The sequence below is a fragment of the Arthrobacter sp. SLBN-53 genome (assembly GCF_006715585.1).
Taxonomy (GTDB): Bacteria; Actinomycetota; Actinomycetes; order Mycobacteriales; family Mycobacteriaceae; genus Mycobacterium; species Mycobacterium neoaurum_A.
Genome location: NZ_VFNN01000001.1, coordinates 1,427,212 through 1,445,891 on the forward strand (window position 1 = coordinate 1,427,212; position 18,680 = coordinate 1,445,891).

Consider the following 18,680-nt stretch of genomic DNA (forward strand, 5'->3'; position numbering starts at 1 on the left):
TCATCGGACTCATGCTCTTCGCGCAAGCGCTCATCGGCGCGCCCCTTCCTCGTCGCTACCCGGCGCCGCAGCTCCGAAGATCTTGATGAAGATGAACGCGATGATCGCGACGCACAGGAATATCAGCACGCTGATCGCCGAGCCCAACCCGAGGTTGAATGCCTTGAAAAGGTTGTTGTAGCCCAGGATCGACACCGACCCGGTGTCATTGGCGCCACCGGTGAGCACATAGATGTTGTCGAAGATGCGGAACGCGTCCAGGGTGCGGAACAACAGGGCGACCAGGATCGCCGGTTTGATCAGCGGCAGGATCACCTTCGTCAGCCGCTTCCACGGCCCGGCGCCGTCCATCTGGGCCGCATTCAGCAAGTCCTGGGGCACCAGGGCCAACCCGGCGAGCAACAGCAACGCCATGAACGGCGTCGTCTTCCAGACCTCGGCCAGCACGACGATGGCCAGCGACGGAAGCTGTTCGGTCAGCGGCGCGCTGCCGTCGGGCAGCAGGTTGGCCAGATATCCCGTCCCCGGCGTCCAGGCGTAATACCAGCTGTAGGACGCCGCGACGGTGACGATGCCGTAGGGCACCAGGATCGCGGTGCGCACCGTGCCCTTACCGAAGATGGTGCGGTGCATGACCAGTGCCAGCGCCATGCCGAGCACGAACTCGATGACCACCGAGACGATGGTGATACCGACCGTCACCACGAAGGCCGTCCACCAGTACCGGTCGGTGAGGATGGTCTGGTAGTTGCCGAGGCCGATGAACTCGACATCGTCGGGCGCGGCCAGGTTGTAACGCTGCAGGCTGAGCCAGACCGCGTAGCCGATCGGGTAAGCGGTGACCGCCAACATCAGGAACACCGCGGGGCTGATCAACCAGAACGCAAGTCGTCGCTGCGCGGCGAGGTCATCCGTGCCCGTCTTCGCGCTCACGGAATGAGTCCCTTCCCATCGATCGCCTTCTGGACCTGTTCGGCCAGCTCGTCGGCGGTGCGCTCCGGATCGATATCGGTGATCGGGGCCAGCGTTGCCGATATCCGGGTCGACAGCGCCTGGTACACCGGCGTCGCCGGACGCACCGCGGCGTTGGTGAGCTGTTGCCGGATGATCTCGTACTGCGGGTACTTCTGCTGGAAGGCCGGGTCGTCGTAGAGCGAGGCCCGCACCGCGGGCAGCCCGCCCTCCACCGAGGTGTAGCGCTGGTTGTCGACGTTGCGCAGGCAACGGATGGCCTCGAAGGCCTCGGCCTTGTGCTGGGTGTTCTTGCCGACGGCCAGATTCAGCCCGCCGAGGGTGACCTTGGCCTGCTCACCGTCGACCATGCCGGGGAACGGGGCGAACCCGAAAACCTTCTTGCTCGCGTCGTAGGCGATGTTGAACTGCTCGTCGGACGGCGAGAAGCTGCCCGCATCGTTGATGGCACTGGTCAGTGCCGGGTCCTCGTTCAGCGGCAGGAACGGCACGCCGCCCTTGACCGCGTTCTCCAGCATGGAGGGCAACACGAACGGCCAGTTGACCTCGAGCGCGGCTTTGCCCTGTTCGAGCGCGAGGCGCGCGGTGCCCTCGTCGGTCTGGGTGATCGACGGGTCCGCACCCGGTGCGGTGGCAACGTCCTTGATGGTCTTCAGCGCCTTCACCGTCGCGGCACGGTGCTCCGGGGTGTCGGTCAGGGTGACGGTCTGCCCGTCATCGGAGAGCACCTGTCCCCCGGCGCTTTCCAGCAGCGTGTTGAACCACACCACCAGACCCTCGTACTGCTTGGCCTGCACCGCGATCCAACTCGGCCCGCCGGCGGCGTACTGGCGCTTGGCCTCGGCCACCATCTGATCCCATGTCGTCGGCGGAGCGGGCATCAGATCGGCTCGGTACCAGAGCAATTGGGTGTTCGTGGTGATCGGTGCCGCGTACAGCTTGTCCTGCCACTTGGCGGTCTCCAACGGCCCCGGCAGCGTGTTCTCGGTGGCGTCGGCCTCGGCCTGCCCGGCCGGATCGTCCGAGAGTGGCAGTGCCCAACCGGCTTCGGCGAACTCCGCGGTCCACACCACGTCGAGGGCCATCACATCCAGCGATTTGTCGTTGCCGGTGAGCCGGCGGGCCAACTGCAGGCGTTGGTCGTCGGCGCCCTTGGGCAACGACACCTGCCTGATCGTGAATCGGCCGCCGAGTTGCTCATTGCATTTCTGCGCAACAGCGGTGAACGTTGCCATCTCATTGGCGGGTGTGTAATAGCTGATGACGATGCCGTCGTCGGCGGAACCACACGCCGTCATGACCGACCCGGCCGTCAATGCAGCCATCACCGCCGCACAAAGCCGTCGTGTGCGCACTACCGGCCTCCGTTTGCGTCCGATGTCGCCGCCGTGGCGACCTGCAGGAGAAACCTCCGCGGGGCCAACGTAGAGCCATAGGCGCGTACTATGCAACCACTTGCCGGGCGCGTCGGCCCATCAGATCGTCAAGCGTGCCAGCAGATCCCGCCCCTGCTCGGCACTGCGCGGGTCGCACAGCACGTCATAGCGGCCGGCGACCAGCTGTAGTGTCGAGCTGAAATCCCTTGTGCCACGCGCCATCGCGTACGGAATGGCCGAGGTGATCAAGCCGAAGAACACGCCGGCGATCAGACCCGTGGCCAGTGCACCCCAAGGGCTCGGGCTGAAGAAGCCGAGGATCAAACCGATGAACAACCCCAGCCACGCCCCGGACAGCACACCGCCGCCGAGCACCTTGGGCCATGACAGCCGGCCGGTGACGCGCTCGACCTGCATCAGGTCGACGCCCACGATGGTGACCTGCTCCACCGGAAACTGTTGATCGGAGAGGTAATCCACCGCGCGCTGGGCCTCGGCGTAGGTCGGGTAGGAGCCGATGGGCCAGCCCTTGGGGGGTGTCGGCAGCGCGGCGGGCCCGCGAGCACCCGGGTCTTGGCCTGGTCGAAGGGGACCCGTCATGACTCTGCTCTCCTCACGTTGACAAGCCGGTATGCGAACAACCCTATGCCGCTGCGCGCCATCATGGGTACCCGCGTCCCGATCGCCGAATCAACACCACCACCAGCACGTACGCTACGTTTGGGTCATGAGCAATCCGGGAGAGGACGCAGCAGCCACACCGCCGTCGGAGCCGGGTTCACAGGCCGAGTCGAGTTCGCAACCGTCCGCCTCCGGATACGAGGCGCCCCCCATCGAGCGTTCAGCCGAGACGCCGGGCTACCCGGACTACACCCCGCCGCCCGCATACGGGTACAGCCAGCCACCCCCGCCCGCCCAGCCGCCGGGTTACCCGCAGCAGGGTTATGCCGCCCCCGGATACACCGACCCCGGATATGCGGCACCTGACTACGCGGCCACCGGATACCCGCCCCCACCTCCGGGCTACGGCGCCCCGCAGGACATCGGCTCGCCCTATCCGCCGCCGGGGTTCGGCCCACCCCCCATGTCGCCGACCCAGTTCGGCGGACCGCCACCCTATGGCGGCCAAGGCGGCTATCCCCCGGGCTATCCGGCACCCTACGGCGGGCCCGCGGCGGTTCCGCAGAACAGCATGGCCGTCGCCTCGCTGGTGTGTTCCGGGCTTGCCGTCCCGCTGTTCTTCCTGTGCTTCATCATGGGCGTACCCGCCACCATCGCCGGCATAGTCCTGGGGATAGTCGCGCTCAACCAGATCAAGAAGACCGGACAGCGCGGCAAAGAACTGGCGATCTCCGGCATCGTCCTCGGCGGGCTGGTCCTGGTCGCCGGCATAGCGCTGGGCATCTTCATCGGCGTGCTCGCCAGCGTCTCCCCGTGACCGGCGGGTATCCGCACGGTCATCCCGGCGATCCGGGGCTACCGCCGCCACTGCCCCCGCAGGGCTACCCGCCCGCAACCGGGGCCCCGTATGCGCCCTACCCGGGCTATCCGCCGTACGCCGGCTACCCGCCCTACCGCCCGCCGGGCACCAACGGCATGGCGATCGCGGCACTGGTCAGCGCACTGGCCGGACTCGTCTTCTGCGGACTGCCGTCGGTGGCCGGGCTGATCCTCGGCGTGATCGCCATGCGCCAGACCAAGAGAACCGGTCAGGATGGGTACGGTCTGGCGCTGGCCGCGACGATCGTCGGCGCGCTGGCGACCGTCGTCATGGTCCTCGGCGCGCTGTTGTGGATAGGGCTGATCGCCGGCAGCGTGGCCCTGCACTGAGGCGCTATGCCGGCGGCCGATACGGCTCTCCGGTGCGGGCCATACCCGCCGCGCGACCCTTGCCCGCCACCACCAACGCCATCTTCCGGCTGGCCTCGTCGATCATCTCGTCGTCGAGCATCACCGCCCCGCGCGCACCGCCGGCCCGCGAGGTGTGCCACGCGTAGGCCTCCAGGATCAGTTCGGCACGGTCGTAATCAGCCTGGCGTGGGCTGAACAAGTCGTTGCCCGCGGCGATCTGGTCGGGATGCAGCACCCATTTACCGTCGTACCCCAGCGCGGCGGACCGGCCCGCGACGCGACGGAAACCCTCGACATCGCGCACCTTCACGTACGGGCCGTCGATGGCGTTGATGCCGTGGGCACGAGCGGCGACCAGGATCGTCATCAGCACATGGTGGTGCGCGTCGCCGATGTCGTAGCCATCTGGCTGCCCGCCGACCTCGAGGGTCCGCATGTTCAGGCTGGCCGCCATGTCACCGGGGCCGAGCACCAGCGCCTGCACCCGCGGGACGGCGGCGATCGCGTTGATGTTGACCAGGCCCTTGGCGTCCTCGATCTGCGGTTCGATACCGATGCGCCCGATGGGGAGGCCATGTGTCCGCTCCAGCTGGGTCAGCAGCAGATCCAGGGCATGGACATGGGTGGCGTCGGAGACCTTGGGCAGCACGATCAGATCGAGCTGCGCGCCGGCACCGGCGACGACCTCGATGACATCGGCATGCGTCCACGGCGTGGTCCAGTCGTTGACCCGCACCCCGCGCAGCGCCCTGTCCGACCAGCCCGGCCCGGCGAGCGCGGCGGCCACGCGCGAGCGCGCCTCGGCCTTGGCGTCGGCGGCGACCGCATCCTCCAGATCCAGAAACACCTGGTCGGCGTCGAGCGTTTTGGCCTTCTCGATCATTTTGTCGCTGCTACCCGGAACGGACAGGCAGGTTCGGCGGGGGCGATACAGGTTGTCCACGGCTCAAGTCTCTACGCTTTGTCCCATGGTTGCGGTCACCCGGGTGTATGCGGCCCGCCTTGCGGGCATGGTCGTGCTGGGCCCGGACGGCGAATCCGTCGGGCGGGTCCGCGACATCGTGGTGAGCATCAGCATCGTCCGCCAACAACCACGCGTTCTCGGCCTTGTCGTCGAATTGCTCACCCGCAAAAGGATTTTCGTACCGATTCTGCGTGTCACCGCGATCGAGCCCGGCACCGTGACGCTGTCCACCGGAAACGTCTCGCTGCGCAGGTTCTCCCAGCGACCCGGTGAGGTGCTGGCACTGGGCCAGGTGCTGGAAACCCGCGTGCGGGTCGACGATCCCGATCTGGAGCAGCTGGCCGGGATGGACGTCGTCGTCGTCGATCTGGGTATCGAGCAGACCCGCACCAGGGACTGGATGGTGACCAAGGTGGCCGTCCGCCCACAACGCCGCCTCGGCCGGCGCAGCAACGTCTACTCGGTGGACTGGAAGCATGTGCACGGTCTCACACCATCCGGTCTGGCCATGCCGGATCAGGGCGTGGCCCAGTTGCTCGAACAGTTCCAGGGCCAACGCCCGGTCCAGGTCGCCGACGCGATCCGCGACCTGCCGGCGAAACGCCGGTTCGAGGTCGTCAACGCCCTCGACGACGAGCGGCTGGCCGATGTGCTCCAGGAACTGCCCGAAGACGAGCAGGCCACCGTGCTGCGCCAGCTCAAGACCGATCGCGCCGCCGACGTGCTGGAGGCGATGGATCCCGACGACGCCGCCGACCTGCTGGGGTCGATGGCACCCGCCGATGCCGAACAGTTCCTGCGCCGGATGGATCCCGAGGACTCCGAAGACGTCCGACGCCTGCTCAGCCACTCGCCGAACACCGCGGGCGGTCTGATGACCTCCGAGCCGGTGGTGCTGGCGCCCGACACCACCGTCGCCGAGGCGCTGGCGCGGGTCCGCGACCCGGATCTCACCCCGGCGCTGGCCTCGCTGGTGTTCGTGGTGCGCCCGCCGACGGCCACCCCGACCGGCCGCTATCTGGGCTGTGTGCACCTGCAGCGGCTGCTGCGCGAACCGCCCGCGGCGCTGGTCAGCGGCATCGTCGACACCGACCTGCCGAGCCTGCGCCCCGACGAACCGCTCGGAGCCCTGACCCGCTACTTCGCCGCCTACAACCTGGTGTGCGGCCCGGTGGTCGACGAGGAGAACCACCTGCTGGGCGCCGTATCGGTCGACGACGTGCTGGACCACCTGCTGCCCGATGACTGGCGCGAGCACGAGGGTGAGCCGGTGATCATGAAGGAGTCCACGACGTGACCCGGGCCGACGCCGCCACGACCGACGAGAGCGTCGCATGAGCGATTCGGCACGCCAGCGTCTCGACACACCACGCCGCTCACGCTCGCTGCGCCCCCGCTTCGATGTCGAGGCGGTGGGACGCGTCAGCGAGCGCATTGCCCGGTTCCTCGGCACCGGCCGTTATCTGGCCATCCAGACCATCGTGGTGATCGTGTGGATCCTGTTGAACGTCGGCGCTTTTGCCTGGCAGTGGGATCCGTATCCGTTCATCCTGCTCAACCTCGCATTCTCCACCCAGGCGGCCTACGCCGCACCGCTGATCCTGCTGGCCCAGAACCGCCAGGAAAACCGGGACCGGGTGTCGCTCGAAGAGGACCGCCGGCGCGCCGAGCAGACCAAGGCCGACACCGAGTACCTGGCCCGGGAGCTGGCGGCGCTGCGGCTGGCCGTCGGCGAGGTGGTCACCCGCGATTACATGCGTCGCGAATTGGAGGACCTGCGCGACATGCTGGTCGAACTGGTGCCGCCGAAACCCAAGAAGACCAAGGGCAAACGAGCGGTGTCCGACAGCGCGGAGCCGGACGGTTCCGACGAGTCCGAACAGGATCAGTGAACCCATTGGCCCACCACGCCGACCTCGCAATGGGTATGGTGACCTGGTTCACAACGGTCGGGTAACGGATTTAGGACGGTTGAGTGGCAAAACGGGGAAGCGCCGCCCTCGCAGCGGCGCGGCGCCGCGCTGATCAGGCGCTCCGGTCCGTGGCCGATTCGGCTCCCAGCTCACGCGGGTTGTTGGGTGTCGCCGTGCTCGCCCCACTGGTGCTGACGCTCGGCGTCGGCGCGTCCGGGCCGTCGGTCAAACCCGTGCTGGAGGCCACCGTCACCCCGCTGGCCGCGGTGGTGCCCACCCCCGACGAAAGTGCCGGCGCGGTCGTGGTTCCGGTCTACCGGGCGCCGCGTCCGTTCCAGACCGCGGGCACCGCGCTGGCGGCTCCCCCGCCCGCCGCGGTGGTCAGCTCGCCGGGCAGCCTGCGGATCCCGACGGTTGCCCTAAACGCCTACCGCAACGCCGAACGCATGATGGCCACGGCCGCGCCGAACTGCGGGATGAGCTGGAACCTGCTGGCCGGTATCGGCCGCATCGAGTCCATGCACGCCAGCAACGGCGCGACCGATATCAACGGCACGGCGGTGCGGCCGATCCTCGGCCCGGCGCTGGACGGCTCGCTGCCCGGCAACGAGGTCATCGTGCAGAGCCGCAACAACGACCGGATCACCTATGCCCAGGCGATGGGCCCGATGCAGTTCCTGCCGGGCACCTGGTCGCGGTACGCCTCCGACGGCAACGGTGACGGCAAGGCCGAGGTGCAGAATCTCTTCGACGCCACCCTGGCCGCGGCCCGCTACCTGTGCAGCGGCGGACTGAACATGCGGGATCAGAGCCAGGTGATGACGGCGATCCTGCGCTACAACAACTCCGTGGCCTATGCCCGCAACGTGCTGGGTTGGGCGGCGGCCTATGCCACCGGGGTGGTGCCGGTGGACCTGCCGCCGATCACCGGGTCCGTGCCGCAGCTGCGTGACGCCAACGTCCACCTCGCGACCAACGCCGAGGGACTCGGGCCGGGCCTGCCGCTCAACGCGCTGGGACTACCGTCGACCGATCCGATGGCCGTGATGCCGTTCTTCGATCTGGGCCGGGCCAACGTCGCCGACCGGTTACCGGTGCCGCCGGGACCGGATCAGCCCGCGGCCGTGCCGAATTGCGCGGTCTTCTGCATCGGGGAGAACAAGCCCGCCCCGGCGGCACCGTTCAACCCGTTCGCACCCCCTCCGCCGGCCGCCCCGCCCGCGCCGTTCAACCCGTTCGCACCGCCCCCGCCGGCCGCCCCGCCCGCGCCGTTCAACCCGTTCGCACCGCCCCCGCCGGCCGCCCCGGTCGCACCGGTGCTCCCGGCGGCGCCCGGTCCGGCTCCGGGCCCCGCGCCCGGTCCGGCGGCCTGAGGCACCGAGGTCACCAACCGACGAGTCGGCCCGGCGGTCCGACGGTCGACGACTGCGGCCTAGACTCGGTGGCAATGTCCTCGACACATACCGACCTGGAAGCCGCGGTGCGCTCCGCGCTGAACAAGGTCGTCGACCCCGAACTGCGCCGTCCGATCACCGAGGTCGGCATGGTCAAGAGCGTCTCCATCGCCGACGACCATTCCGTCGCCGTCGAGATCTACCTGACCACCTCGGCCTGCCCGAAGAAGACCGAGATCGTGGACAAAGTCACCGCCGCGGTGACCGATGTGCCCGGTACCGGCGCCGTCACCGTCGCACTCGACGTGATGAACGACGAACAGCGCGCCGAGTTGCGCAAGCTGCTGCGCGGCGATTCCCGTGAGCCGGTCATCCCGTTCGCCCAGCCGAACTCGCTGACCCGGGTGTACGCCGTCGCCTCGGGTAAGGGCGGCGTCGGAAAGTCCAGTGTCACGGTGAACCTTGCCGCCGCGCTCGCCGCACGCGGGCTGCAGGTCGGTGTCCTCGACGCCGATATCTACGGCCATTCCGTGCCGCGCATGATGGGCATCGTCGATCGACCGACCCAGGTCGATTCGATGATCCTGCCGCCGATCGCCCATGACGTGAAGGTCATCTCGATCGCGATGTTCACCCAGGGCAATACGCCGGTGGTGTGGCGTGGTCCGATGCTGCACCGGGCACTGCAACAGTTCCTCGCCGATGTCTACTGGGGCGACCTGGACGTCCTGCTGCTCGACCTTCCGCCGGGCACCGGTGACATCGCCATCTCGGTGTCCCAGCTGATCCCCGGCGCGGAGATCCTGGTCGTCACCACGCCGCAGTCCGCCGCCGCCGAGGTCGCCGAACGCGCCGGTGCCATCGCGCTGCAGACCCGCCAGCGCATCGTCGGCGTCGTCGAGAACATGGCCGGTCTGACACTGCCGGATGGCACCGTCATGCGGGTGTTCGGTGAGGGCGGCGGCCGGCAGGTCGCCGAGTCGCTGACCCGCTCGGTCGGTGCCGAGGTGCCGCTGTTGGGGCAGGTGCCGTTGGAACCCGAGCTGGTCTCCGCGGGTGATTCCGGGGTGCCGCTGGTGTTGTCGGCGCCCGATTCGGCGGCGGGCAGGGAACTGCGCAAGGTCGCCGACGCCCTCGGTGCGCGCAAGCGCGGACTGGCAGGCATGTCGCTGGGTCTGGACCCGGCCGCACGTTAGCCGGACACCGACCGACTCAGGTCGCGTCCGCGTCGAACCTGGTGGGTCCGGGATCCCGCGGCTTCGGCGGGGTCTCCGGGACAGCCGGCGCGGGCGCGTCGGGAGAGACCGGTTTGACCGGCTTGTCGAAGTTGCCGGTCAGGAACGAGTCGTCACCGTCGAGTAGATGCTTGGTCAGCGCGGCCCGCGGCGTCATACCGCGAAGCTTCTGCAACTCGCTCAGCGGTTGACGCAGGTCGTCGAACTCGGGGCCGAGATCCTCACGCAGTTGGTTGGTTGCGCCACTGAGATACTCGCGGGCCTGACGCACCGCGTTGGAGGTCCACCGGATCGCTCCGGGCAACCGTTCCGGGCCGAGGATGACAAGACCCGCCACCACCAGGATGAGCATCTCGCCCCAGCCGACATTGGCGAACATCTCAGGCCGTGCCGTCGCCGATCGGCGTGACGGTCAACGTGACCGGGCGTCCGTCACGCAGCACCTCGACGGGCGCCGGCTCGCCGATCTTCAGCTGACGGACCGCGACGACGAACTCGTCGGCGTCTGCCACCTTGCGGTTACCGATCTTGATCACCACGTCATTCTCCAGGATGCCCGCCCGCTCGGCAGGCCCACCGGCCTTGACGTTGGCGATCTGGGCCCCGGAGGCCAGATCGTTGCTGACCGAACGGGCCGTCAGGCCCAGCGACGGGTGCTCGATCTTGCCCGCCTCGATCAGCTTCTGCACGACATCTTTGACCTCGTTGACCGGAATGGCGAAGCCCAGGCCACTGGCGCTGTCGGACAACGACTTTCCTGCCGTGTTGATGCCGATGACCTCGGCGTTCATATTGATCAGCGGGCCACCGGAGTTGCCATGGTTGATCGAGGCGTCGGTCTGCACGCCGTCGATCACGGTGTCGGTGTCCGAACCGTCGCCGGACAGCGGCAGCGGCCGGTGCAGCGCGCTGATGATGCCGCTGGTGACGGTGCTGCGCAGGCCAAGGGGCGCACCGGCGGCGATGACTTCCTCGCCGACCTGGAGCTTCTCGGAATCACCGAGCCTGGCCACGGTCAGGTTGTCGACGTTGTCGACCTTGAGCACCGCCAGATCGGTCTTGGGATCGCGGCCGACCAGGTTGGCGGGCACCGACTTACCGTCGTTGAACACGACGAACATCTTGAACTTGGCCGGATTCTTGGCGGCCTCGGAGATGACGTGGTTGTTGGTCACGATGTAACCGCGGCCGTCGACCACCACACCGGATCCCTGAGATCCCGACTGATCGCTGGTGGCCTCGATGGTGACCACCGAATCGGCCACCGCGGCAGCCACCTCGGCGAGCCGGCCCGCCGGTTCTGCGGGCAGGTCGCTGGTCTCCAGGGTGACCTTGGAGGTGGTGAAGGCCTCGACCACCTCGGCGGTCTTGTTGCCGACCAGACCGCCGAGCGCGCCGATCAGCAGGGCGATCAACGCAAGGATCACCAGCGCGACGACCGAGACCTTGCGGCCGAAGAGCACGTCGCGCACCCCGAGCTTGCCCTGGGGCGCCTGCACCACCACCGGCGCGGAGGCCACCACGGCCGGCGCACCGAGGGCCGCGGCCGCGGCCGGGTCGCGCCATGGGTCGGGGGTGTCGTCCTCATCGGAGAGGTTCTCGGCGTCCAACGCACCGGCGTCGGCGGGATGACGTTGCAGTGAGTCGCCGCCGGCGTACGGCCGACCGAAGGCCTCGGCCAGTACCGGGTCCGGGTTCAGGCTCTTGGGGGTGTACTCCCCCTGGTCGACGTGCTTGTCGGCACCCAGGAACGAGCCGGACACCCCGGCGGGGCGGCCGAAGGCACGCTGCGAGGCCGGATCCACCGGCGGACGCGACACCGGGCGCGGAGCCAACCGAGGGTTGTTACCCGATTCGTCCTTGTTGCTCACCCGTGCATCACTCCCCGGTCACAGCACGCATCCGCGGTTGGGACGCGCGACTATTGGTCTCGATTGCAACCCTACCGGCGCTTACGGCGCGCCCTGGCGACGCCGTCTGCGACGCGCTGTGGGTCTTCATGGGACGGCTGCTCCGGTGGATCCCGGTCCGGGATCTGGGACAACAGGCCGAGTAGAGAGCTGGGCATGGCGATATGGCAGGAATCGCGTAGTGCGGTACGGGCCTGACGCTGGGCTTCGACCTCGTCGGCGCACATCGGACACAGCGAGAGGTGGTGACCGGCGCGCAGATGCGCCGTCATCCGGAGCTCACCGTCGACGAAGGCGGCGATGGCCTCGGGCGAGAGATGCTCGGTGGAGCCGAACCGGCGCGGGCCGACCGGGGCGCTGCTCTGCGACGCGAACTGGGTGGGCAGCCAGGAGAACGCGCGACGGAATACATCCCCGGGATCGGCCATCGCCCCGCTCCTTCCGGATCGCCGCGTCGTCACACCGACAACACTCATCTGAATGTAGCGCGGCACGCCGCGGCGCACACCCACGACCGCTCAGGCCGATGCGCTCAGCTGATCGGAGTTCTTGGCCAGGTGCTCACGGAGAGCCTGGCGACCGCGGTGGATACGGCTGCGGACGGTTCCGAGCTTCACACCGAGGGTGGCGCCGATCTCTTCATAGGACAGACCCTCGATATCGCAGAGCACGACGGCGGCGCGGAACTCCGGCGGCAGCGAGTCCAGCGCTGCCTGCAGGTCCGGGCCCAGCCGCGAATCGTGGTAGATCTGCTCGGGGTTCGGGTCCTCGGCGGGCACCCGGTCATAGTCCTCGGGCAGCGCCTCCATGCGGATACGGGTGCGCCGCCGGACCATGTCGAGGAACAGGTTGGTGGTGATGCGGTGCAACCAGCCCTCGAAGGTGCCGGCCTGGTAGTTGTGCACCGAGCGGAAGACCCTGATGAAGGTCTCCTGGGTCAGGTCCTCGGCGTCCTGCTGGTTACCGGAAAGGCGGTAGGCCAGCCGGTAGACGCGGTCGGCGTGTTGGCGCACCAGCTCATCCCAGGACGGCATGGCCGCCTTGTCGCCGGTGGCGTCGAACACCGCGGTGCCGGTCAGCTCGTCGGAGGGCTCGACCCAGTCGCCGTCGGTGAACTGCTCCAGGTGGGGCATGGTGACGGGACTGGCAGCCGGGCTGCTCGTGGTGCTCACTGAAGCGGTGATCGGATCCTCCAAATCGAGATGGCAGGCGGACGTCTGCTCGTTGCTAGGGGAAACGTGGCCGGTATCGGCCGTATTCCGAAGACGCAAGCTGTCGCCGTGTTCCATGCGTAGTACGTTCTCCCGCCGGGGTGTGCCAGGCATATGAGCAAACTGAACAATTCCTGAGAAAGCAGGTACCCACGCCGCAACCAGGCAAAACGGGCACATTTTCGTTGTGATCTCCGCATCAGGGGCGGGCGTGTCGGCGGGCGTCTGAGCACCGCTGCTCTACGCTGCGGGCATGGCCAGCACCGACGACGCCGCCCAGTCGATCGTCTCGCACGCAGAGGCGTCGATCACCGAGGACGCCGTGACCGCCGCGGCCCGCGAGCGCGCCGTCGACAGCGGGGCAGGCGCGGTCACCCCCGCGGTCGGCGCCCTGTTGTCGGTGTTGGCGCGGTTGACCGGCGCCAAGGCCGTGGTCGAGGTGGGCACCGGCGCGGGCGTGAGCGGGTTGTGGTTGTTGGCCGGTATGCGCGAGGACGGTGTGCTGACCACCATCGACGTCGAGCCCGAGTACCAGCGCCTGGCCAAGCAGGCGTTCACCGAAGCGGGCGTCGGGGCCTCGCGCACCCGGCTGATCGGCGGCCGCGCCCAAGAGGTGCTGACCCGGCTGGCCGACGAAACCTACGACCTGGTCTTCATCGACGCCGCGCCCGCCGACCAACCCCAGTTCGTCGCCGAGGGCGTGCGCCTACTGCGCGCCGGCGGGGCGATCGTGGTGCATCGCGCGGCGCTCGGCGGGCGGGCCGGCGACGCGTCGGCCAATGACGCCGAGGTCAGCGCGGTCCGCGAGGCGGCCAGGCTGATCGCCGAGGACGAGCGCTTCACCCCGGTGCTGGTGCCGCTCGGCGACGGGCTGCTCGCCGCCGCCCGCGACTGACCCTTCTTTACCTCCCGCGAGTCTTTCCTCCCGCGAGCAGACGCAGAACTGCCGAAAACCTCGCATTTTCGGCAGTTCTACGTCTGCTCGCGGTGTTATCCACAGGGCGACGGGGCTCGGCCTTGGTCTGGCGCGTCACCGAGGCCAGCATCACTTCATGGCCATCGAGGATGTCATCGCCGCACACGGTGGCCTGGCGACTGCCCGACAGCTGCTCGGAACAGCGTCACACCGCGCCATCGCCAATCGGCTGCGGAAAGGGCTGATCTTTCGCGCGGCCTACGGCGTCTACTCCCTCACCCCGCCTGACACCCGAATGCGTCTCGCCGCACTGGAACTGGCCTCCGGTGCCCGGATCGTGGGCTGTTTGCACACTGCTGCCGAGTTGTACGGCTTCGATACCGATCACGACCACCGCCTGCACATCCTCGACCCCGGTGTACGCATACGGCCGACGCGTGAGCTCGCCGTTCACCAGCGGGTCGGAGCACCCCTGCGCTCGGTCTCCGGCCGGCTGCTCACCGCGCCGGGCTGGACGACGATCGAGATTGCGCGTACCGTCCGACGGCAACGCGCGCTCGGGGTGCTGGATACCGCTCTGCGTTCGGGTGCCTGTGACCACACCGCGCTGTCGATGGCTCTCGAGGAGCAGCGGGGACGCCGCGGGATCGTGCAGGTCCGCGAGTTGCTTCCGCTGGCCGATGCCCGCTCCGAGTCCCCGCTGGAAAGCGAAGTCCGGTTGATCCTGCACGACGGTGGCGTACCGGCACCCGAGCTGCAGTTCGAGATCGTCGACCGCCACGGCAGGTTATGGCGCGTTGATTTCGCCTGGCCTTCCGCGCATTTGGCGGTGGAGTACGAAAGCATGGACTGGCATGTCAGTGCAGCCGCACTTCGGCACGATCGAATGAAAGTGGCACGGCTGCAGGAGTGCGGATGGACTTCGATGCCGATCGTGATCGACGACGTCCGACGCCATCCGGAAGAGCTGATCGCCCGCATCTTCGGACATCTCGATCGGGGTCGCCACGCCGGTTGAGCAGACGCAGAACTGCCGCTGAACACCGGAAATGCGCAGGTTTACGTCTGCTCGCGGGAGAACCTTGACCACGGCCTGAACGGGCGTTTAATGTGTTGAACATGCGTTCAAGCGAGGACCTGACCACCGCGGCCCGCATCCGCGACGCGGCGATCGAACAATTCGGCACGCATGGGTTCACCACCGGGGTCCGCGCCATCGCCGCCGCGGCCGGCGTCAGCCCCGGTCTGGTGATCCACCATTTCGGCTCCAAGGACGGTCTGCGCAAGGCGTGCGACGACTACATCACCGGGTACATCCGCACCGCCAAATCCGAGTCCATCCAGTCCTCGGATCCGGCCACCTGGCTCGCGCAGGTGGCCGAGATCGAGGAGTACGCACCGCTGATGGTCTACCTGGTGCGCAGCATGCAGACCGGCGGGGACCTGGCCAAGGCGTTCTGGCAGCGGATGCTCGACAACACCGAGCAGTACCTCGACGACGGTGTACGCGCAGGCACCATCAAACCCAGTGACGACCCCAAGGCGCGGGCACGGTTCCTCGGCATGCTCAGCGGCGGCGGATTCCTGCTCTACCTCCAGTTGCACGACAACCCCACCGATATCCGCGCGGTACTGCGCGATTACGCCGAGGACATGGTGTTGCCCGCCCTGGAGATCTACACCCGCGGCCTGCTGACCGACACCACCATGTACGACGCCTTCATCGCCCAACGCCGACAGGGCATCCCGTTCAGCCATCCCACCGAAGGGGGTCAGTGATGACCGACGCAGTACAGATCCAGGGACTGACGAAGCGGTTCGGCCGCAGCATCGCACTCGATGGCTTGGACCTGACCGTGGCACCCGGGGAGGTGTCCGGATTCCTCGGCCCGAACGGCGCAGGGAAATCGACGACCATCCGGGTGTTGCTCGGCCTGTTGCGCGCCGACGGCGGACACGTCCGACTGCTCGGCGGCGATCCTTGGCGCGATGCCGTCGCCCTGCACCGGCGCATCGCCTATGTCCCCGGCGATGTCACGTTGTGGCCCAACCTCACCGGTGCACAGGCGATCGATTTCCTGGCCCGGCTGCGCAACGGCGCGGTCGACACCCGCCGCCGCGACGAGCTCATCGAGCGCTTCGAGCTCGACCCTGACAAGGTGGCGCGCACCTACTCCAAGGGCAACCGGCAGAAGGTTGCCATCGTCGCCGCCTTCAGCACCGACGCCGAGCTCTACATCCTCGACGAACCGACCTCCGGGTTGGACCCGTTGATGGAGAAGAACTTTCAACAATGCGTCGCCGAGGTCGCCGACCGTGGCGCGGCAGTGCTGCTGTCCAGCCACATCCTGGCCGAGGTCGAGCAGCTCTGTGACACCGTCACGATCATCAGGGCCGGCAAGACCGTGCGCTCCGGATCACTGACCGACCTGCGCCATCTGATGCGCACGACGGTCACCGCGCGTACCCGTACCGCGGGCACCGGGTGGGCGGACCTGCCGTTCGTCCACGACTTCGCCGAGCACGACGGCCAGGTCTGCTTCTCGGTCGATCGCGCCGACCTGGACATCGCCATGGAACACCTCACCGGACTGGGCATCACCGAGCTACAGGTCGCCGCGGCGTCATTGGAAGACCTGTTCATGCGTGAGTATCAGGCGGTCAGCTGATGAACGCCGTCATCGAGCGCGCCGGCCGCCATACCGCGACCGGGTCACTGACCGGTGTCACCACGCTGCTGCGACTTGCCCTGTGCCGGGACCGGATTCGGCTGACCGTGTGGATCGTGCTGCTGACCGCACTGCCGGCCTACACCCCCGCCGCACTGGCCATGACCTACCCGGACCACGAGCAGCGGTTGGCCCGCATCGAGTTGATGCAGACCCCCGCCGGAATCATGCTCAGCGGTCCGATGTTCGGGACGGACCACACCACGCTGGGCGCGATGATCGCCAACGAGCTGATGCTCACCCTCATCATCGCGACCTCGATTCTGGCCATCCTGACCGTCATCCGGCACACCCGCGCCGAAGAGGAGGACGGGGCGGCCGAACTGGTGCAGTCCTCGGTGGTGGGACGTCACGCCCGCACCGCCGCGGCGCTGCTGCTGGTCACCGCCACCAACGCCGTGCTCGCGCTCACCATGACCGCGGCGCTGACCCTCGGCGGGTTCGACGTGGCCGACAGCGCGGCGTTCAGCCTCGGTATCTGCATGACGGCAATGGTGTTCGGCGCCCTCGCCGCCGTCACCGCCCAACTCCTGCGTCAGTCGCGGACCGCCACCGGCGCCGCCATGGGCGGATTGGCCCTCGCGGCCCTGATCCGTGGCATCGGCGATGTCATCGAGCATTCGGGCAGCGCGGTGAGTTGGCTGTCCCCCATCGCCTGGGCGCAGCAGATGAGGTCATTCGTCGAACTGCGTTGGTGGCCCCTGGCGATGCTCTCGGGGTTGGCAGCCGCGCTGGTCGCCGTGGCGTCGGCATGCGAGACCCGTCGCCAGTACGACGCGGGCATCATCACCTCGACCGGTGCGCGCCCCCGTGCCAGGACCATCCCGAACCTGTTCGTGCTGAACCTCGTTCTGCAACGGGGGCAGCTCATCGGCTGGGGTGTCGCGCTGTTCCTGGCCGGACTGACGTTCGGGTCGATGACCCGATCACTGCTCGACGCGGCCCGCGGCAACGAACTGCTGGCCCGCATGTTGACCGACGCCGGCGCCGACGGCGCCTACACCACCATGACGCAGTTCCTGGCCGCCGCCACAGGCGCTTTCGTGGTTGCCGCGGTGCTGCGCATCCACACCGACGAACAGCGGGGCCTGGCCGAGCCGGTCCTGGCGGCATCGGTATCGCGCTGGGACTGGCTGCTGAGCGCGGTGGCCGCGACACTGGTCAGCACCGCCGCCCTGCTGGCAGCCGCCGGACTGGGCAACGGTCTGGGTGCCGGCATCGCGACCGGTGTGCCGGCCGAGATCTGGCGGCTGACCGGCGCCGCACTGGCACAGTTACCGGCGATGGCGGTGCTGGCAGGTATCGCCGCCCTCGGCGCGGCGTTGCGGCGACCGCTGATCGGCTGGCTCGCTGCGGGTTTCGTGGTGGTGGCGCTGTATCTAGGGGCACTGTTACGGCTGCCCCGATGGCTTGTCGATCTCTCCCCGGTGGGGCAGACGACCGCACCCACAGAGGTGCCCACCCTCGCCCTCGCGGTCATGGTGGCCGTGGCAGCAGGGCTCACCGCGACCGCCGGATACATCTATCGTCACCGGGACGTCGCATGAGATTCGCGATCCAGACGTGTGCGGGCCTGTTGTTCTTCGTCGCCGTCCTGTTCTGGCCCGCAGGCACATTCGCCTATTGGCAGGCCTGGGTGTTTCTCGCGGTGTTCGTGGCCACCACCACGCTGCCGAGCGTCTACCTGGCCGTCCGTTACCCGGAGGCGCTGGCCCGCCGCATGCGGGCAGGCCCGACCGCCGAGAGCCGGCCCGCTCAACGGATCATCATGTCGCTGATCCTGGTGTCGGTGACCGTGACGTTCGTCCTGTGCGCGCTGGATCACCGGTTCGGTTGGTCGTCGGTGCCGATGTGGCTCGTCATCGTCGGCAACATCCTGGTCGCGGTCGGACTGGCCATCGCGCAGCTGGTCGTCGTACAGAACAATTACGCCGCGGCCACCGTGCGGGTGGAAGCCGATCAACCGCTGGTCTCGACCGGGCTCTACGGCCGGGTACGCCACCCGATGTACACCGGGGCCGCGATCATGATGTTCGGCACGCCCCTTGCACTGGATTCACTGTGGGGTCTGCTTGGCGTCGCGGCGGCGGCGCCGGTGATCGTCGCCCGCATCCGTGACGAGGAGCAGATGCTCGCCGCCGAGCTGGCCGGGTACCGCGAGTACATGGACACGGTGCGATTCAGGCTGATTCCGCACGTGTGGTGAGCG

Annotated in this window: 20 protein-coding genes; 12 read left to right on the forward strand and 8 right to left on the reverse strand. The window is 68.2% G+C overall.

Features of this window, described 5'->3' with window-relative positions:
• Positions 1 to 30 precede the first annotated feature (30 nt).
• The 3 genes from FBY28_RS06710 to FBY28_RS06720 all read right to left on the reverse strand — a co-directional run bounded on the left by FBY28_RS06710 (position 31) and on the right by FBY28_RS06720 (position 2,948).
• Positions 31 to 933 carry a carbohydrate ABC transporter permease gene (locus FBY28_RS06710; protein WP_019510459.1) on the reverse strand — a complete coding sequence of 301 codons (903 nt, stop codon included), beginning with the start codon at positions 931 to 933 and terminating at the stop codon, positions 31 to 33.
• Entirely contained in the window at positions 930 to 2,297 is a 1,368-nt protein-coding gene (locus FBY28_RS06715) for an ABC transporter substrate-binding protein (RefSeq protein WP_174241550.1), read from the reverse strand. The genes FBY28_RS06710 and FBY28_RS06715 overlap by 4 nt, the downstream gene beginning before the upstream one ends.
• Positions 2,298 to 2,447: 150 nt before the next feature.
• The gene (locus FBY28_RS06720) at positions 2,448 to 2,948 is read right to left on the reverse strand and encodes a YflT domain-containing protein (protein ID WP_019510461.1); all 501 of its coding nucleotides are present in this window, start codon (positions 2,946 to 2,948) and stop codon (positions 2,448 to 2,450) included.
• Between the two features lie 127 nt (positions 2,949 to 3,075).
• Between FBY28_RS06720 and FBY28_RS06725 the strand changes: the two genes are divergently transcribed.
• Entirely contained in the window at positions 3,076 to 3,786 is a 711-nt protein-coding gene (locus tag FBY28_RS06725) for a DUF4190 domain-containing protein (RefSeq protein WP_141865323.1), read from the forward strand.
• Positions 3,783 to 4,178 carry a DUF4190 domain-containing protein gene (locus tag FBY28_RS06730; protein ID WP_141865325.1) on the forward strand — a complete coding sequence of 132 codons (396 nt, stop codon included), beginning with the start codon at positions 3,783 to 3,785 and terminating at the stop codon, positions 4,176 to 4,178. Before FBY28_RS06725 ends, FBY28_RS06730 begins: the two co-directional genes overlap by 4 nt.
• Positions 4,179 to 4,182: 4 nt before the next feature.
• On the opposite strand, the gene FBY28_RS06735 is transcribed toward FBY28_RS06730, so the two are convergent.
• Positions 4,183 to 5,142: an HpcH/HpaI aldolase/citrate lyase family protein gene (locus tag FBY28_RS06735; RefSeq protein WP_141865327.1), complete on the reverse strand. Its 960-nt coding sequence runs from the start codon at positions 5,140 to 5,142 to the stop codon at positions 4,183 to 4,185.
• A 25-nt stretch (positions 5,143 to 5,167) separates the two neighbouring features.
• Between FBY28_RS06735 and FBY28_RS06740 the strand changes: the two genes are divergently transcribed.
• The 4 genes from FBY28_RS06740 (at position 5,168) to FBY28_RS06755 (ending at position 9,666) form a co-directional block, all read left to right on the forward strand.
• A complete protein-coding gene (locus FBY28_RS06740) occupies positions 5,168 to 6,460 on the forward strand; it encodes a magnesium transporter MgtE N-terminal domain-containing protein (RefSeq protein WP_019510465.1) in 1,293 nt (430 codons plus the stop codon).
• A 37-nt stretch (positions 6,461 to 6,497) separates the two neighbouring features.
• On the forward strand, positions 6,498 to 7,055 hold the full coding sequence (locus tag FBY28_RS06745) for a DUF1003 domain-containing protein (RefSeq protein ID WP_141865329.1): 558 nt from the start codon (positions 6,498 to 6,500) through the stop codon (positions 7,053 to 7,055).
• A gap of 149 nt (positions 7,056 to 7,204) precedes the next feature.
• The gene (locus FBY28_RS06750; protein ID WP_141865331.1) at positions 7,205 to 8,449 is read left to right on the forward strand and encodes a lytic transglycosylase domain-containing protein; all 1,245 of its coding nucleotides are present in this window, start codon (positions 7,205 to 7,207) and stop codon (positions 8,447 to 8,449) included.
• A gap of 74 nt (positions 8,450 to 8,523) precedes the next feature.
• Complete coding sequence (locus FBY28_RS06755) at positions 8,524 to 9,666, forward strand: Mrp/NBP35 family ATP-binding protein (protein ID WP_141865333.1); 1,143 nt, start codon at positions 8,524 to 8,526, stop codon at positions 9,664 to 9,666.
• Between the two features lie 16 nt (positions 9,667 to 9,682).
• Here the strand turns inward: FBY28_RS06755 and tatB are convergent, their stop codons facing one another.
• The 4 genes from tatB to sigE all read right to left on the reverse strand — a co-directional run bounded on the left by tatB (position 9,683) and on the right by sigE (position 12,787).
• Entirely contained in the window at positions 9,683 to 10,084 is a 402-nt protein-coding gene (gene tatB, locus FBY28_RS06760) for a Sec-independent protein translocase protein TatB (RefSeq protein ID WP_141865335.1), read from the reverse strand.
• Between the two features lies 1 nt (position 10,085).
• Positions 10,086 to 11,576 carry a serine protease HtrA gene (htrA, locus tag FBY28_RS06765; RefSeq protein WP_141865337.1) on the reverse strand — a complete coding sequence of 497 codons (1,491 nt, stop codon included), beginning with the start codon at positions 11,574 to 11,576 and terminating at the stop codon, positions 10,086 to 10,088.
• Between the two features lie 71 nt (positions 11,577 to 11,647).
• Positions 11,648 to 12,043 carry an anti-sigma E factor RseA gene (rseA, locus tag FBY28_RS06770; protein WP_141865339.1) on the reverse strand — a complete coding sequence of 132 codons (396 nt, stop codon included), beginning with the start codon at positions 12,041 to 12,043 and terminating at the stop codon, positions 11,648 to 11,650.
• Positions 12,044 to 12,133: 90 nt separating this feature from the next.
• On the reverse strand, positions 12,134 to 12,787 hold the full coding sequence (gene sigE, locus FBY28_RS06775; protein ID WP_286177820.1) for an RNA polymerase sigma factor SigE: 654 nt from the start codon (positions 12,785 to 12,787) through the stop codon (positions 12,134 to 12,136).
• Between the two features lie 292 nt (positions 12,788 to 13,079).
• On the opposite strand from sigE, the gene FBY28_RS06780 reads away from it, so the two are divergent.
• The 6 genes from FBY28_RS06780 (at position 13,080) to FBY28_RS06805 (ending at position 18,677) form a co-directional block, all read left to right on the forward strand.
• A complete protein-coding gene (locus tag FBY28_RS06780) occupies positions 13,080 to 13,721 on the forward strand; it encodes an O-methyltransferase (RefSeq protein WP_141865343.1) in 642 nt (213 codons plus the stop codon).
• 157 nt (positions 13,722 to 13,878) lie between these two features.
• Positions 13,879 to 14,760, forward strand: coding sequence for a type IV toxin-antitoxin system AbiEi family antitoxin (locus FBY28_RS06785; protein WP_141865344.1), 882 nt, complete (start codon positions 13,879 to 13,881; stop codon positions 14,758 to 14,760).
• A 101-nt stretch (positions 14,761 to 14,861) separates the two neighbouring features.
• Entirely contained in the window at positions 14,862 to 15,521 is a 660-nt protein-coding gene (locus tag FBY28_RS06790) for a TetR/AcrR family transcriptional regulator (RefSeq protein ID WP_141865345.1), read from the forward strand.
• Positions 15,521 to 16,411 carry an ABC transporter ATP-binding protein gene (locus FBY28_RS06795; protein ID WP_141865346.1) on the forward strand — a complete coding sequence of 297 codons (891 nt, stop codon included), beginning with the start codon at positions 15,521 to 15,523 and terminating at the stop codon, positions 16,409 to 16,411. The genes FBY28_RS06790 and FBY28_RS06795 overlap by 1 nt, the downstream gene beginning before the upstream one ends.
• Entirely contained in the window at positions 16,411 to 18,018 is a 1,608-nt protein-coding gene (locus tag FBY28_RS06800; protein ID WP_141865347.1) for an ABC transporter permease, read from the forward strand. The genes FBY28_RS06795 and FBY28_RS06800 overlap by 1 nt, the downstream gene beginning before the upstream one ends.
• Complete coding sequence (locus tag FBY28_RS06805) at positions 18,015 to 18,677, forward strand: methyltransferase family protein (protein WP_141865348.1); 663 nt, start codon at positions 18,015 to 18,017, stop codon at positions 18,675 to 18,677. The genes FBY28_RS06800 and FBY28_RS06805 overlap by 4 nt, the downstream gene beginning before the upstream one ends.
• The last annotated feature ends 3 nt before the right edge of the window (positions 18,678 to 18,680 follow it).